Source organism: Pseudomonas sp. I2 (assembly GCF_040984075.1).
Classification (GTDB): Bacteria; Pseudomonadota; Gammaproteobacteria; order Pseudomonadales; family Pseudomonadaceae; genus Aquipseudomonas; species Aquipseudomonas guariconensis_B.
This window is the reverse complement of sequence record NZ_JBCGFQ010000010.1, coordinates 61587-75048: the sequence shown is the minus strand read 5'-3', so window position 1 is coordinate 75048 and position 13462 is coordinate 61587. Positions and strand designations below refer to the sequence as shown.

The following is a 13462-nucleotide window of genomic DNA, read 5'->3' as shown; positions in this document are numbered from 1 at the left end:
GGCTCAGCCGCGCTTGATCGAGGCCAGCGGGTGGGCTGGCGGATAGGTCGGGGTCACGGGTTTCTTGGCACCGAGCATCACGCACATCAGGGCGTCTTCATCGCCGATGTTGATCTCCTCGCGGTAGACCCCTGGCGGTACCGAGATCAGGTCGCGGTCGGTGAGCACGGTCTCGAAGCGCTCGCCGTCCTTCTCGATGATCACCTTGAGCTTGCCGCGCAGCACGAAGAACACTTCCTCGACGTCGGTGTGCAGGTGGGGCGGGCCTTCATGGCCGGCCGGGATGACCATGGTGGAGAAGGTGAAGTGCTCGGAGGGGATGGTGTTCATGTCGCTGCTGACACCGGTGCCGCCGGTGCCCACGTAGCGCATCTGCGCACGGCGGAACTTGGGGTCGTAATCGGCCTGGAACTTCAGGGCATCCCAGTCGTAGCGGCGGGTCTCGTAGCGGGCGATGCGCGTCTGCATCCAGCCGGCCAGGTCGGTCCCGGCGGGTTGTTCCCAGGACTTGGGGGCGTCGTGTTGGGCTGAAAGGTCGGTCATGGTCTTCTCCTTGCTCAGGGCATGACGAACCCGCCGTTGACCGGCAGGGTTTGTCCAGTGATGAAGCGCGACAGGTCGGACAGGGCGAACAGCACGGCGCCACTGACGTCGTCGGGCAGTTGCGGGCGCTGGATGGCCCGTTGTTCGGTGTACAGGCGGTGACGGGCCTCGGGCACGTAGGCGGTGGCCTCGACCAGCACCAGGCCGGGGGCGATGGCATTGACGGTGATGTTGTCGTTGCCCAGCTCGCGGGCCAGGCTGCGGGTCATGGCGATGACTGCACCCTTGCTGGCGACGTAGGCCAGCAGGTTCGGCGCGCCCCACAGCGGGGTGTCGGAGGCCAGGTTGATCACCGCCCCGCGACCGCTGGCACGCAGGGCCGGCAGGCAGGCACGGGTCATCAGCCAGGTGCCGCGGACGTTGACCTGCATGACCTGGTCCCAGGTCTCGATGTCCAGCTCCTCGCAGCTCTTGCCGCCGGAATTGGTGATCGAGGCGTTGTTGACCAGGCCGTCGAGGCCACCCAGGCGCTTGACCGTGCGCTCGACGCAGGCGTCGATGGATGCGGGGCTGGCCAGGTCCAGGGTCACGCCGCTGACGTCCAGGCCCTGGGCCGACAGGTCGCAGGCGGCCTGTTGCACACGCCCGGCGAGCACATCGGCGATCACCACGCGGGCACCGGCCTGGGCGATGGCCTGGGCGAAGGCGTAGCCCAGGCCCCTGGCGCCACCGGTGACCAGCACCCGGCGGCCTGCGAGCAGGTTGTTGAAGGTACTCATCATTGGCTACTCAGCATGGCTTTGGGGAGGTAGTGCAGGACGCGCTTCTCGGCCCAGACCACCGCGCCGTAGGCGAGCACGCCGATCAGGGTGAGCATGACGATGGCGACGAACACCCCGGCGGTGTTGCCCTGGCCTTCGGCGTCCACCAGCAGGAAGCCCAGGCCCTGGTTGCCGCCGACCAGTTCGCCGACGGTCACCCCGATCACGGCCAGGGTCGAGGCGATGCGCAGCCCGGAGAACAGCGCGGCCATGGCCGAGGGGAACTCCACCAGGCGGAAGATCTGCCAGCGGCTGGCGTTCATGGTGCGCACCAGGTTGATCATGTCCGGGTCGACCGTGCGGATGGCCGAGAGCACGTTGATCATCACCGGGAAGAACACGATCAGGATGGCGATCAGGATCTTCGGGTAGATGGTGTAGCCCAGCCACATCACGAACAGCGGGGCGAAGGCCACCTTGGGGGCGATCTGCAGGGCCAGGATGTACGGCGAGAGCATGGCCTCGGCCGAGGGCGAGAGGCCCAGCGACACCCCGATCATCACGCCCAGCAGGGCGCCCAGGGCGAAGCCGACGATGATCTCGAAGGCGGTGATCAGGGTGTGCTGCAGCAGGTTGCCGGTCTGCCACATCAGCTGGCTTTCCTGGGCGACGCGGCTGAGCTGCGGCATGACGAACTCGGGCATGCCGAGCAGCCCCGGACCCCACTGCCAGACCACGAGGAAGAGGACCAGCAGGGCGACGCTGCCGAGCACGGAGGTGTTGAGGTTTCTCATCGGGCGATTACCTTGGTTGCGTTGGCCGTCACTTGGCCGCGGTATTGGTTTCGATGAACTGGTTGCTGTAGAGCTCGTCGAGCGCTGGCGCCTTGGTCACGATGCCTTCGCTGACATAGAACTTGCGCACCGTGTCCAGGCGTGCCGGGTCGATACGGCCGAGCACCGGCTGATCGGCGTAGACGTGCTGCACGTAGAGGCGCAGGGTCTTCTCCAGCGAGGCTTCCTTGCCGGCGTAGGCCGGTACGGCGCGGGCGAAGGTGGCGGCGGCGGCCTTCGGGTCCTGAATGATGTCGCGCATGCCCTGCAGGGTGGCCTGGACCACGCCACGGACCACGTCGGGGTGCTCGGCGATGGCGTCGTCGGAGGCGAGGATGGCCTGGGCCATGCTCTCGAAGATCTGCTCGCGGGGGATCAGTTCGAGCTTGACCCCGGCCTCCTCGGCGTTGACCACCCAGTCCGGCACGGCGGCCATGGCCTGGGACTTGTTCGCCGAGAACAGTTGCCAGACACCGGACGGGCCGGCGGCCTGGATGTCCACATCGTTCTTGCCCAGGCCGGCCTTGCGCAGCGAGGCGAGCAGGGCGTAGTAGGTGGTGTCGGAATAGGACATCACGGTCAGGGTCTTGCCTTTGAGCTGGCTCACCGAGCGGATGTGTTCGTCGGCGTTGGTGGCGATCATGGTGACCCCACCGCCCCCGAGCACGGCCACGGCGCGCACCGGGATGCCATTGGCGCGCACGATGATCGGGGTATCGCCGATGGCACCGCCGACCATGGCATTGCCGGCGCCGATCTGCTTGGCCACATCGACGCCGCCCTTGGCGGCGATGAAGGTGACGTCCAGCTCGCGGTCGCTGTAGTAGCCCTTTTCCTTGGCGATGATCCAGGGGGCGAAGGCCGGCGAGCTGGGCGGTGCCGGCAGCAGGTAGGTGACCTTGGTCGGCTCGGCGCTGGCCTGCAGGGCCAGGCCCAGGCCGAGGGCCAGCAGGGAGGTTGGTGCCAGGCGCTTGAAGAATGACGTGAACATGCGTACTCCTGAGTCGGTGGATGGGCCGTTGGGTGCGTTGCTCAATGCAGCTCGGTGTCTTCGCCGACTTTCAGCAGCTCCATCAGGCGCCCGGCCAGGGGGCCGATCTCGGGCAGCTTGCGGCGCTCCAGCGGGTTCTCGCGAAACGGCAGGTCGATTTCGATTTCTTCGATGATGGTGCCGGGGCGCGCGCTCATGACCAGCAGGCGGTCGGACAGGGCGATCGCCTCGACCAGGTCGTGGGTGATGAACAGCGCGGTCTTCTTCTCTTCGAACAGCATCCGTGCCAGGTCCTGCTGCAGGATCATCTTGGTCTGGGCGTCGAGGGCCGAGAACGGCTCGTCGAGGAACAGCACCTGCGGGTCGATGGCCAGGGTGCGGGCCAGGGCGGCGCGCTGGCGCATGCCACCCGACAGCTGGAACGGGTAGTGGTCGGCAAAGCCTTGAAGGTGGCAGCGTTTGAGCAGATCCTCGGCGATCGGCTGGCGCTTGGCGGCGGGCATGCCCTGGATCTCCAGGCCCAGTTCGACATTGCGGCGGATGCTGCGCCAGGGCATCAAGAGGTCTTTCTGCAGCATGAAGGCGACCTTGGACACCGGGCCGTTCACCACCTCGCCACCGACCCGCACCTCGCCCTCGCTGGGGCGGTACAGGCCCGAGCCCATGTTGAGGATGGTGCTCTTGCCGCAGCCGGATGGGCCGATGATCGACACCACTTCGCCACGGCGGATCTTGAAGTTCACGCCACGGATGGCGAAAGGCGCTTCGGGCTGGCCTTTGGCCTTGAAGCATTTGCCGACGTTGTGAAACTCGATTTCCGTCGGTGCCGGGGCGTCCTGGGGGGATGGGGTATCCCAGCGCTGGGCAATTGCGTACATCTCTTTCACAGCCATTGGGGAGCTCTCTGGTCTGTTTTATAGGTGGTACGCCGTTTAGTGCATGAACAATGCCAGGTAGCTGAATGCGCCTGTTTAATTGAAAAAGTGCTTGTTTATTAATGGCTTGAAGGGATTCGGCAAAAAACGCTGCGTTTTATATATGAAACGCGGTTTTCTATATGGCACGAAATTGCACAGCGGCAGGGCACGGCAAAATGAAGGTGCGAAGAAGAAGGGCGTTTCTGGTAACGGTGTAGGAAACAACGTTACGTAATTGTTTCAGGGGTGAAACCGGGGCGCTGCGGTGTGGCCTCTTTGGGGCTGCTTTGCAGCCCCGCTGCCAGCAGCCGACCTCAAGCCCGCGAGGGCCGCAGCACCAGCCACAACGCCAGGCCAATCAGTACGCCACCATACAGGTGCGCCATCGACAGCGGCTCGTCCAGCAGCCATGCCCCCCACAGCACGCCGAACACCGGGATCAGGAAGGTCACGGTACTGGCTTTGACCGGCCCGATCTCGCCCAGCAAGCGGAAGTACAAAATGTAGGCGAACGCCGTGCACAGCAGCCCCAGGCCCAGCAGCGACGACCACACCTCCCAGCCGCCCCAACTGGCCGGCGGCTGGCTCAGGGCGCTCCAGGCGAACAGCGGGGTCAGCAGCAGGGTGGCGCCGAGCATGCTGCCCAGGGCCGACAGGCGGCTGTCCAGGCCGCTGACCCAGCGCCTGGCCAGGTACCCGGCGAAGCCGTAGCAGGTGGTCGCTGCCAGGCAGGCCATGGCCCCTTGCAGCAAGGCCAGGTCCAGGGCGACCGGGCCGGCGCCGCTGAGGATGCCGACGCCGAACAGGCCGAGGAAGATGCCGCAGAGCTTGGCCAGGGTCATCGGCTCGCGGAAGAACAGCGTGCCGATCAGCACGCCCATCAGGGGCGTGGTGGCATTGAAGATCGCCGAGTAGCCGGCCGGCAGCACCTGGGCCGCCACCGAATAGAAGGTGGCGGGGATGCCCGAGTTGATCATGCCCAGCACCAGGCAGGCGCCGAGCTTACCGTCGAAGTGCCAGGGAAGGCGCGCGGCGGCGAGGATGGCCATCAGCCCCAGGCAGGCGATCGACACCCGGAAGAATGCGGTCGGCAACGTGCCGAGCTCCGGGGCGATGATGCGCATGAACAGGAAGCTCGCGCCCCAGACGGCGGCAAGGGTCAGCAGGCGGGCGAGGGCGATGGGGCTCACAGCGGTCTCCGGTGGCAAGGCAGGGGCGCGAGTGTACGCCACGGTGGAGGGGCGTTTCTTGTCCTTTCTTGCTATGCAATCCTGTCGGACGGCCTGGGGCCTGCGGGAGAGGCGATTCGATCGCTCGATCTATTGGGGCCGCGAAAGGCCCCCTCGAACACTGCAAAAGGACCTAAGCTCACCCCTTGAACCCCAGCACAGAGGTCCCCTGCATGTCCCAGTCATGGCCGGCGGCCGAGATCGCCCGGATGATCCTCGATGGCTTCGACGACTACCGCGAGCATTTCCGCCGTATCACCCTCGGCGCCCGCGAGCGCTTCGAGCAGGCGCTCTGGCAGGAGATCCAGCGGTCGGCGGCCGCGCGCATCAACCTGTACGAAGAGAAGGTCGGCGAGGTCAACGGCTGGCTGCGCCAGGGGTTCGCCGAGGACGTGCTGCTGGACGTGGAGCAGTGGCCGCTGGTCAAGAGCGCCTACATCCGCCTGATCGACCCTCGCCTGGACGACGAACTCTCCGAGACCTGGTACAACTCGATCTTCTGCAGCCTGTTCAGCCATGACCTGATCAACGATGGCTGCATGTTCATCCATACCACCCGCCCGTCGATACGCGGCCACGAGCGCGCCGCCCAGACCCGCACCTACCAGCCTGACGGCAGCCTCAAGGGGCTGTTGCGGGCGATCTTCGCCGATTACCCGTTCAGCGTGCCCTACGGCGACCTGGAGGGCGACGTGGCACGCCTGGAAGAGCAACTGCGCGAGTGCCTGCCGGACTGGGTGTGCAAGGACCCGGCGCTGGCCGTGGAGCTGTTTTGCCCGGTGCTCTACCGCAACAAGGGCGCCTACCTGGTCGGGCGGCTCTACACCCCGGACGAGCAGTGGCCACTGGTGATCCCGCTGCTGCATCGCGAGGGGCACGGCATCGAGGCCGACGCGTTGATCACCGATGAAGCCGAGGTGTCGATCATCTTCTCCTTCACCCGCTCGTACTTCATGGTCGACGTGCCGGTGCCGGCGGAGTTCGTCAATTTCCTCAAGCGCATCCTGCCGGGCAAGCACATCGCCGAGCTGTACACCTCGATCGGTTTCTACAAGCACGGCAAGTCGGAGTTCTACCGGGCGCTGATCAACCACCTGGCCGCGACCGACGACCGTTTCGTCATGGCGCCCGGGGTGCGGGGCATGGTGATGAGCGTGTTCACCCTGACGGGCTTCAACACCGTGTTCAAGATCATCAAGGACCGCTTCTCGCCATCCAAGACCGTCGACCGGGCCACGGTGATCGACAAGTACCGCCTGGTGAAGAGCGTCGATCGCGTCGGGCGCATGGCCGATACCCAGGAGTTCGCCGATTTCCGCTTCCCCAGGAGCAAGTTCGAACCGCAGTGCCTGGCCGAATTGCTGGAAGTGGCGCCGTCGACCGTGGTCGAGGAGGGCGACACGGTGCTGATTCGCCACTGCTGGACCGAACGGCGCATGACGCCGCTCAACCTCTACCTGGAGCAGGCCAGCGAGGCCCAGGTACTGGAGGCGCTGGAGGACTACGGCCTGGCCATCAAGCAACTGGCGGCGGCGAACATCTTCCCAGGCGACATGCTGCTGAAGAACTTCGGCGTCACCCGCCATGGCCGGGTGGTGTTCTACGACTACGACGAGATCAGTTTCCTGACCGAGGTGAACTTCCGCCACATCCCGCCGCCACGCTATCCGGAGGACGAGATGTCTGGCGAGCCGTGGTACTCGATCGGGCCCCACGATGTGTTTCCCGAGGAGTTCCCGCCGTTCCTGTTCGCCGATATCGGCCAGCGGCGGCTGTTCAGCCGCTTGCATGGGGAGCTGTACGACGCCGACTACTGGAAGGGGTTGCAGGCGGCGATCCGCGAAGGGAAGGTGATCGATGTGTTTCCATACCGGCGCAAGGGGCGTTGAGCGAAGGTCGGTGCCAGGGGCAGCTTCACCCCTGCATGCACTTGAGCCCGCTGAAATCGCTGCGCACCTTGGCCAGCCGCTCCTGCAGGAACTGGCGCTGGCCCGGGGTGCTCTGTTTCATCAGGTCCACCAGCAGGTGGCGGGTCTGCTGTTCGCTGTTCTGGAAGGCGATGCGGTATTCCGGCGTCCACAGGCTTTCCTTGCGCTGCAGCAACTGCGCCAGGCGTGGCTCGAAGCTTGGGGTGTCACGCTGGTTCATCACCAGCAGCAGTTGCTGCTGCCAATGGGCGCGGTTGGCGATCCACTGGCGGTTCTGGTCGCCCAGGGCCTGGGCCCAGGTCAATACCCGTAGGCGCTGTGTGGCATTGAGCTCGCCCAGCCAGGGTTTGAGGCGCTTCTCCATGCGCTCGGCGCGTGCCTCGATCTGCCGGGACAGCGGCGTCTCGACGTAGCGGGCCTGGCGCTTGCGGATGTCGTCGCGAAAGGCCTGGCGCATCTCGCCGACCTGCTCGTCGCTCATGCCGCGCAGCAGTTCGGTCGCCGAAGGGGTGATCGCCTCGGCAACCCGGCCGATGGCCTGGCGCGCCTCGACGATGCGCTGTTGCAGGGCCTGGTCGGTGACCTGGTCGGTGGCGATCATCCGGCGGATCTGCTCGAGCCAGTCCAGGTAGCCAGGCAACTCGGTCTGGCAGTGCCAGGCCAGGTGCTGCTCGAGGCGTTGGTCGAGCCAGGCCTTCTGCTGGCGGTTCATGTTCAGGTAGTCGCCCAGCGACCAGGGCACCAGCACGTCGAGGTTGCGGTAGGCCAGGTCGATGCGGCTGCAGGCCACCACGGCCAGGGCCAAGACCAGGACGATCAGGGCGGTGCGCAGCGTGCGGGGCGGGTGTGCAGGCATGGGCGAATCCTTGCTGAAACGGGCCGGGCGCTGGACGCATGGGCGAGGCCTGCGTACCTACGGCCAGGCGGCCGGGCGGGTTCAGGTGTAGAATAGCCGTCTTGTCTTGAGGATCTTCGGAAATGGCTTTGCTTGGGCGTTACAACAGTTTGCAAATCGTGAAACACGTGGACTTCGGCCTGTACCTGGACGGCGGCGCCGACGGCGAGATCCTCCTGCCCAGGCGCTACATCCCCAAGGACACGCCCACCGAGTTGGATGACTGGCTCAACGTGTTCGTCTACCTCGACAGCGAAGACCAGTTGATCGCCACCACCGAGCAACCCAGGATCCAGGTCGGCGAGTTCGCCAGCCTCAAGGTCAAGGACATCAACAATGCCGGTATCTTCCTCGACTGGGGCCTGTCCAAGGACCTGCTGATGCCCTACTCGGAGGAATCGCGCCCGCTGAAGATCGGCGACTATTGCGTGGTGCACGCCTACCTCGACAAACGCACCCGGCGTATCACCGCCACGGCGCGCCTGGACCGCTACCTGGACCGGACCCCGGCCGACTACCAGGTCGGGCAGCCGGTGGAGCTGCTGGTGGCCGGGCAGACGCCCATGGGCTTCAAGGCCATCATCAACAACCGCCACTGGGGCCTGATCCACAAGAACGAGGTGTTCAAGTTCCTGCGTTCGGGCATGCACGAGAAAGGGTTCATCAAGGAAGTGCGCCACGACGGCAAGATCGCCCTGAGCCTGCAACCGGTTGGCGCTGCCCTGGCCGACAGCCTGCAGGAGCAGATCATGGCGCGCCTGGAGGCCGAAGGCGGGGTGCTGGGGGTGTGCGACAAGAGCGACCCGGCGCTGATCAGCAAGCTGTTCAACGTCAGCAAGGGCAACTTCAAGAAGGCCATTGGCGGATTGTTCAAGCAGGGGCGCATCGTCATCCATGACGATCGCATCGAAAAGGCCTGATCGAGTCAGGCCTGCACGAAGGCACGAAAATCCAGTTGCTCGCCGCCCGGACGGGTATCGCGCAGCAGCGAGTCGCGGTCGGCGCTCAGCGCCAGGCTGATGGTCGAGCGGCGCTTGCCGGGGTGGCGGACTTCCATTTGCTCCTGGTGGGCGCGCAGGTAGCTGGTCGGCACCTTCAGGTGCTGCAGCTCGTCGGTCTCGGGGGTGTGCAGCAGCAGGTTGACCCAGTCGGGCTGGCCCTTGCGCAGCAGCGCCACCGGCACGTCGAACCACCACAGGTTGCGTTTCTTGTCGAGGATGGCGAGCAGGGTGTTGTCGCGGTTGAGCACCGGCCGGGCCAGCGCCTGGTTGCGTCGGGCGATGGCGGTGGGTTTGTCGAGTTTCATGCAGGTTCCTGCGGGTTGACGCGTGAAAGGCCTGACATTGTGCGGGGTAGCGGTTGGTGGGGCAAGGCGGCTGCTATGGGCACGGCGTGATCCGGAGGTTCGGCGCTGGCTCCATTCGCGGGCAAGCCCGCTCCCACATGGCCCTGCAAGTCGCATCATGTGTGAACGGCTCGGCCTTTGTGGGAGGGGCTTGCCCGCGAATGGGCTGTCCGGTGCAGTCACCAGGGCAAGCGCCGTTTTCTTTTTGTCCGGTCAATGAGCAGCAACGGCACTTGCGTGGTCTATTAGACTTGCATGCACTGTAAGGAGGCCTGCCGAGCTCAGCCGGCGGCCTGAAGACGATAGAGCGGCGAAAGGAGACGCTATGATTTTTCCCGACCTGCGCGGCCTGCCCCTGCACCGCGTGCTGGTGCGCACCGTCAGCGAATTTCTCGATGACGAGATGTCCACCTATGCTTCCGCGCTGGCCTACCAGATGCTGTTTTCGCTGTTCCCGTTCCTGCTGTTCCTCATCGCCCTGATCGGTTTCCTGCACCTGCCGGACTTCTTCTCCTGGCTGCGCCTGCAGTCCGAACTGGTGCTGCCGCCCCAGGCCCTGGAGCAGGTCAACCCGGTGATCGACCAATTGCAGCAGTCCAAGGGCGGGCTGCTCTCGGTGGGTATCGTCATCGCCCTGTGGACCGCCTCGGCCGGTGTGCGCCTGATGATGAGCGCGATGAACGCCGCTTACGATGTGCCGGAGGGGCGTCCGGTGTGGAAGCGCGTCCCGCTGTCGATCATCTACACCATCGGCATCGCCGGCATGCTGCTGGTGGCGGCGGCGTTGATGGTCCTAGGGCCCCAGGTGATGGAGTGGATCGCCGCGCAGATCGGCATGCAGGAGGTGATCGTCACGGTGTGGACCATCCTGCGCTGGCCGGCGATCATCATCCTGATGATGGTGGCCGTGGCGTTGATCTACTATGTCATGCCCGATGTGAAGCAGAAGTTTCGCTTCATCACTCCAGGCTCGGTGTTGGCGGTGGTGGTGTGGATCGTCGCCTCGCTGGCCTTCGGCTATTACGTGAAGACCTTCGCCGACTACAACGCCATGTATGGCAGCATCGGTGCGATCATCGTGCTGTTGCTGTATTTCTACATTTCCGCCGCCGTGCTGCTGCTCGGCGCCGAGATGAACGCGGTGATCGAGCACATGTCGGCCGAAGGCAAGAACCCCAGCGACAAGGACTTCCAAGGCAGCACATCCAAGCAGACCCTGACCGTGCTCGGTCATGAGCATCCGCAGGCGGCCGGATCCAAGACCTCCGAACCCAAGACCCCGGAGTCGAACCCCCGATGATCCGAGACATCCTCAAGATGGGCGACGAGCGCTTGCTGCGCATCGCCCCGCCGGTGCCGGCGCAGATGATCGGCAGCGCCGAGCTGCAGCAACTGATCGACGACATGTTCGAGACCATGCGCCATGTCGGCGGCGTGGGCCTGGCCGCACCGCAGATCGGTGTCGACCTGCAACTGGTGATCTTCGGCTTCGAGCGCAGCGAACGCTACCCGGACGCCGAGCCTGTGCCGCAGACCATCCTGCTCAACCCGCTGATCGAGCCACAGTCTCCCGAGGTGGAGGACGGGTGGGAGGGCTGCCTGTCGGTGCCCGGCCTGCGGGGTGTGGTGCCGCGCTTCAAGCACATCCGCTACGAGGGCATCGACCCCCAGGGCAACCCGATCAATCGCTTTGCCGATGGTTTCCATGCCCGGGTGGTGCAGCACGAGTGCGACCACCTGATCGGCCGTCTGTACCCCTCGCGGATCCAGGACTTCAGCCGGTTCGGCTACACCGAGGTGCTGTTCCCCGGGCTGGAGGGCGGCGACGACTGATCGCGCACCAGCGCCACCAGGCGCTTGCTGCGCTGGTAGCGCGCCAGCCGGGCGGCCAGGGCCTCGGGCAGGTCGTAGGCCGCTGTGAAGCCCAGGCGCTGATAGAAGGGCTGCAGGTCTGGGTGGCAGAACAGCCAGGTGGGCCCGCCCGTTTCTGCCAGCGCCGTATCGATGAGCTGGCTGGCTACCCCGTGGCCGCGCCACTGGGGCGCCACGAACAGGCCGGTGAGCCATTGCCCGCCGTCGACCGCGCCGAGGTTCAATCCCGCGATGATGCCACCTTCCCGCGCCACCCACTGCTGGCCGTCGGCGACCGCGCGCATGCGTGCGCCGTGCTGGCGGTAGAAGTGCTCGAGCAGGCGGCGTTCGGGGCCGATCAGGGGGCGGCAATGGAATGCAGGCATGGGCGGTTCGATATGGGGGCTGGGTCGATGCTGTCGCTGCTGGGAGCGCGTGCCGGGCATTTTGTCGCAGATTGTTGCAAATCCCGCAAGGGTGAATGTCCGAGTATGGGGTTCAAGTATTTCAGGCGGGGAGTAAACTTTCACTCATCCCCCCAGGCAGTACGAAGCGGGATCGGTACTTCGTGTCATCTTCGCAGTCGATGACAACTTCATCCGCGCCGTGACGGCATATGAAGTCAATCGATCAGCTTGATTGCTTTTCAAGGTCAACGCCCATGAAACCATTACTGATTCTTGCATTGGTCGGTATGTCCTCGTTCGCCCTCGCAGACGAGGCCCAGACCCAGACCACCTCCACCCAACCTGTGGTCCAGCAGTACGACTATTCCACCCACCTGGACATCAAACGGGTGATCAGCCTGTCGACCATCCCCAATGTTTGCGAAGTGGTACCGGCCACCATGACCTACGAGGATCACCAGGGCCAGATCCATATCCTCCAGTACCGGGCCATGGGCGAGGGCTGCAGCCAAGGTTGAGGCAGTGGACCATTCGCGGGCGTGCCCCAATGCCAGTCGGTCAAGCGGCATTGGGGCTGCCTTGCAGCCCATCGCCGGCAAGCCGGCTCCCAATTCTCTGTATGACACGTGATTCGTGAGTACCGCTGGCCCCTATGGCAGGCGGCTTCATGGCAGTGCCCCGCGCATATAAAGTTTTACCCCTAAGCCGGGACGGGCTTAGGATCGGGTCTTTCTTGCCCGATGAAGGATGATCGCCATGTTCGACCTGCCCGCCCTGCGCGAAGCCGCCACTTTCGTTCGCCAGCACGTTCCCCCTACTGCACAGCACGCCTGGCCGTTGCTGGCCGAGCGGTTGGGCTGCCAGGTGTGGGTCAAGCACGAGAACCATGCGCCCACCGGTGCCTTCAAGGTACGCGGCGGGCTGGTCTACGTGCGCTCGCGGCTGGCCAGCGGCAAGCCGCCACGTGGGCTGGTCACGGCCACTCGCGGCAACCACGGCCAGAGCATGGCCCTGGCCGCGCGCCAGGCCGGCTTGCCGCTGGTGATCGTGGTGCCGCAGGGCAATTCGCCGGAGAAGAACGCCGCCATGCGCGCCCTGGGCGCCGAGCTGGTGGAGCATGGCGTCGACTTCGACGTGGCTCGTGAGGAGGCCGCCAGGCTGGCCGAGACGCTGGGTTACGAGAGGGTGCCGTCGTTCCACCCGGAGCTGGTGCGCGGCGTGGCTACCTACGCGCTGGAGCTGTTCGAGGCGGTTGGCGAGCTGGACTGCGTCTATGTGCCGATCGGCATGGGTTCGGGGATCTGTGGGCTGATCCAGGCGCGCAACCTGCTGGGGCTGCGCACGCAGATCGTTGGCGTGGTCTCCAGCGCCGCCGACGCCTACGCCCAGAGCATCGAGCAGGGCCGCATCGTCACCACCGCCACCGCCGACACTTTCGCCGATGGCATGGCCTGCCGCGTGCCCCATCCTGATGCCTTCGCCCTGGTCCAGGCGCATGCCGCGCGTATCGTCCGCGTCGACGACCGCGAGATCGCCGCGGCCATGCGCCTCTACCACGAAGCCACCCACAACACCGCCGAAGGCGCCGGCGCCGCAGCCCTGGCGGCGCTGATCCAGGAGCGCGAGCGCCAGGCTGGCAAGCGGGTGGCGGTAGTGCTCAGCGGGGCGAATGTGGACCGGGAGCGCTATGCACGGGTCTTGCTTGGGGACTGAGGGCGTGTTTTTGCGATCTACCTCGTCTGGAAGGCGAATGTAAGCGCCA

General features: G+C 65.3%; 15 protein-coding genes. 6 read left to right on the top strand and 9 right to left on the bottom strand.

The annotated features are described in order from the left end of the window. Positions 1-3: 3 nt before the first annotated feature. The 6 genes from WCE05_RS07290 to WCE05_RS07265 all read right to left on the bottom strand — a co-directional run bounded on the left by WCE05_RS07290 (position 4) and on the right by WCE05_RS07265 (position 5235). A complete protein-coding gene (locus WCE05_RS07290; RefSeq protein WP_225789812.1) occupies positions 4-543 on the bottom strand; it encodes a cupin domain-containing protein in 540 nt (179 codons plus the stop codon). Between the two features lie 14 nt (positions 544-557). Further along, entirely contained in the window at positions 558-1325 is a 768-nt protein-coding gene (locus WCE05_RS07285) for an SDR family oxidoreductase (RefSeq protein ID WP_225789811.1), read from the bottom strand. Next, a complete protein-coding gene (locus WCE05_RS07280) occupies positions 1322-2098 on the bottom strand; it encodes an ABC transporter permease (protein WP_225789810.1) in 777 nt (258 codons plus the stop codon). The genes WCE05_RS07285 and WCE05_RS07280 overlap by 4 nt, the downstream gene beginning before the upstream one ends. 28 nt (positions 2099-2126) lie before the next feature. Beyond that, the gene (locus WCE05_RS07275; protein WP_225789809.1) at positions 2127-3128 is read right to left on the bottom strand and encodes an ABC transporter substrate-binding protein; all 1002 of its coding nucleotides are present in this window, start codon (positions 3126-3128) and stop codon (positions 2127-2129) included. 41 nt (positions 3129-3169) lie between these two features. After that, positions 3170-4006: an ABC transporter ATP-binding protein gene (locus WCE05_RS07270; protein WP_225789852.1), complete on the bottom strand. Its 837-nt coding sequence runs from the start codon at positions 4004-4006 to the stop codon at positions 3170-3172. Positions 4007-4359: 353 nt separating this feature from the next. Next, entirely contained in the window at positions 4360-5235 is an 876-nt protein-coding gene (locus WCE05_RS07265; RefSeq protein ID WP_253080897.1) for a DMT family transporter, read from the bottom strand. A gap of 212 nt (positions 5236-5447) precedes the next feature. Between WCE05_RS07265 and aceK the strand changes: the two genes are divergently transcribed. After that, positions 5448-7163 carry a bifunctional isocitrate dehydrogenase kinase/phosphatase gene (aceK, locus tag WCE05_RS07260; protein ID WP_225789807.1) on the top strand — a complete coding sequence of 572 codons (1716 nt, stop codon included), beginning with the start codon at positions 5448-5450 and terminating at the stop codon, positions 7161-7163. Between the two features lie 25 nt (positions 7164-7188). Here the strand turns inward: aceK and WCE05_RS07255 are convergent, their stop codons facing one another. Next, positions 7189-8058, bottom strand: a complete 870-nt coding sequence (locus WCE05_RS07255) for a DUF6279 family lipoprotein (protein ID WP_253080902.1) — start codon at positions 8056-8058, stop codon at positions 7189-7191. A 122-nt stretch (positions 8059-8180) separates the two neighbouring features. On the opposite strand from WCE05_RS07255, the gene WCE05_RS07250 reads away from it, so the two are divergent. Beyond that, positions 8181-9017 (top strand): S1 RNA-binding domain-containing protein, encoded by an 837-nt coding sequence (locus tag WCE05_RS07250; protein WP_253080903.1) that lies wholly within the window; start codon positions 8181-8183, stop codon positions 9015-9017. Positions 9018-9022: 5 nt separating this feature from the next. On the opposite strand, the gene WCE05_RS07245 is transcribed toward WCE05_RS07250, so the two are convergent. Further along, positions 9023-9403: a hypothetical protein gene (locus tag WCE05_RS07245; RefSeq protein ID WP_225789804.1), complete on the bottom strand. Its 381-nt coding sequence runs from the start codon at positions 9401-9403 to the stop codon at positions 9023-9025. 364 nt (positions 9404-9767) lie between these two features. Here WCE05_RS07245 and WCE05_RS07240 point away from each other — a divergent pair, with 364 nt between their 5' ends. Further along, a complete protein-coding gene (locus WCE05_RS07240; protein ID WP_368815660.1) occupies positions 9768-10742 on the top strand; it encodes a YihY/virulence factor BrkB family protein in 975 nt (324 codons plus the stop codon). Next, positions 10739-11275 (top strand): peptide deformylase, encoded by a 537-nt coding sequence (gene def / locus WCE05_RS07235; RefSeq protein ID WP_225789802.1) that lies wholly within the window; start codon positions 10739-10741, stop codon positions 11273-11275. Before WCE05_RS07240 ends, def begins: the two co-directional genes overlap by 4 nt. Here the strand turns inward: def and WCE05_RS07230 are convergent. Then, positions 11230-11679, bottom strand: a complete 450-nt coding sequence (locus WCE05_RS07230; RefSeq protein WP_368815659.1) for a GNAT family N-acetyltransferase — start codon at positions 11677-11679, stop codon at positions 11230-11232. The genes def and WCE05_RS07230 overlap by 46 nt on opposite strands. 275 nt (positions 11680-11954) lie before the next feature. On the opposite strand from WCE05_RS07230, the gene WCE05_RS07225 reads away from it, so the two are divergent. Together WCE05_RS07225 and WCE05_RS07220 are read left to right on the top strand one after the other, a co-directional pair. Next, entirely contained in the window at positions 11955-12218 is a 264-nt protein-coding gene (locus WCE05_RS07225; protein WP_225789800.1) for a DUF2790 domain-containing protein, read from the top strand. A gap of 238 nt (positions 12219-12456) precedes the next feature. Then, on the top strand, positions 12457-13413 hold the full coding sequence (locus WCE05_RS07220; RefSeq protein WP_225789799.1) for a threonine dehydratase: 957 nt from the start codon (positions 12457-12459) through the stop codon (positions 13411-13413). Positions 13414-13462 lie beyond the last annotated feature (49 nt).

Excerpts from the sequence above, each read along its gene's own strand:
- WCE05_RS07290 (WP_225789812.1), bottom strand. The coding sequence starts at position 543 with ATGACCGACCTTTCAGCCCAACACGACGCCCCCAAGTCCTGGGAACAA.
- WCE05_RS07285 (WP_225789811.1), bottom strand. The coding sequence starts at position 1,325 with ATGATGAGTACCTTCAACAACCTGCTCGCAGGCCGCCGGGTGCTGGTC.
- WCE05_RS07280 (WP_225789810.1), bottom strand. The coding sequence starts at position 2,098 with ATGAGAAACCTCAACACCTCCGTGCTCGGCAGCGTCGCCCTGCTGGTC.
- WCE05_RS07275 (WP_225789809.1), bottom strand. The coding sequence starts at position 3,128 with ATGTTCACGTCATTCTTCAAGCGCCTGGCACCAACCTCCCTGCTGGCC.
- WCE05_RS07270 (WP_225789852.1), bottom strand. The coding sequence starts at position 4,006 with ATGTACGCAATTGCCCAGCGCTGGGATACCCCATCCCCCCAGGACGCC.
- aceK (WP_225789807.1), top strand. The coding sequence starts at position 5,448 with ATGTCCCAGTCATGGCCGGCGGCCGAGATCGCCCGGATGATCCTCGAT.
- WCE05_RS07255 (WP_253080902.1), bottom strand. The coding sequence starts at position 8,058 with ATGCCTGCACACCCGCCCCGCACGCTGCGCACCGCCCTGATCGTCCTG.
- WCE05_RS07250 (WP_253080903.1), top strand. The coding sequence starts at position 8,181 with ATGGCTTTGCTTGGGCGTTACAACAGTTTGCAAATCGTGAAACACGTG.
- WCE05_RS07245 (WP_225789804.1), bottom strand. The coding sequence starts at position 9,403 with ATGAAACTCGACAAACCCACCGCCATCGCCCGACGCAACCAGGCGCTG.
- WCE05_RS07240 (WP_368815660.1), top strand. The coding sequence starts at position 9,768 with ATGATTTTTCCCGACCTGCGCGGCCTGCCCCTGCACCGCGTGCTGGTG.
- def (WP_225789802.1), top strand. The coding sequence starts at position 10,739 with ATGATCCGAGACATCCTCAAGATGGGCGACGAGCGCTTGCTGCGCATC.
- WCE05_RS07230 (WP_368815659.1), bottom strand. The coding sequence starts at position 11,679 with ATGCCTGCATTCCATTGCCGCCCCCTGATCGGCCCCGAACGCCGCCTG.
- WCE05_RS07225 (WP_225789800.1), top strand. The coding sequence starts at position 11,955 with ATGAAACCATTACTGATTCTTGCATTGGTCGGTATGTCCTCGTTCGCC.
- WCE05_RS07220 (WP_225789799.1), top strand. The coding sequence starts at position 12,457 with ATGTTCGACCTGCCCGCCCTGCGCGAAGCCGCCACTTTCGTTCGCCAG.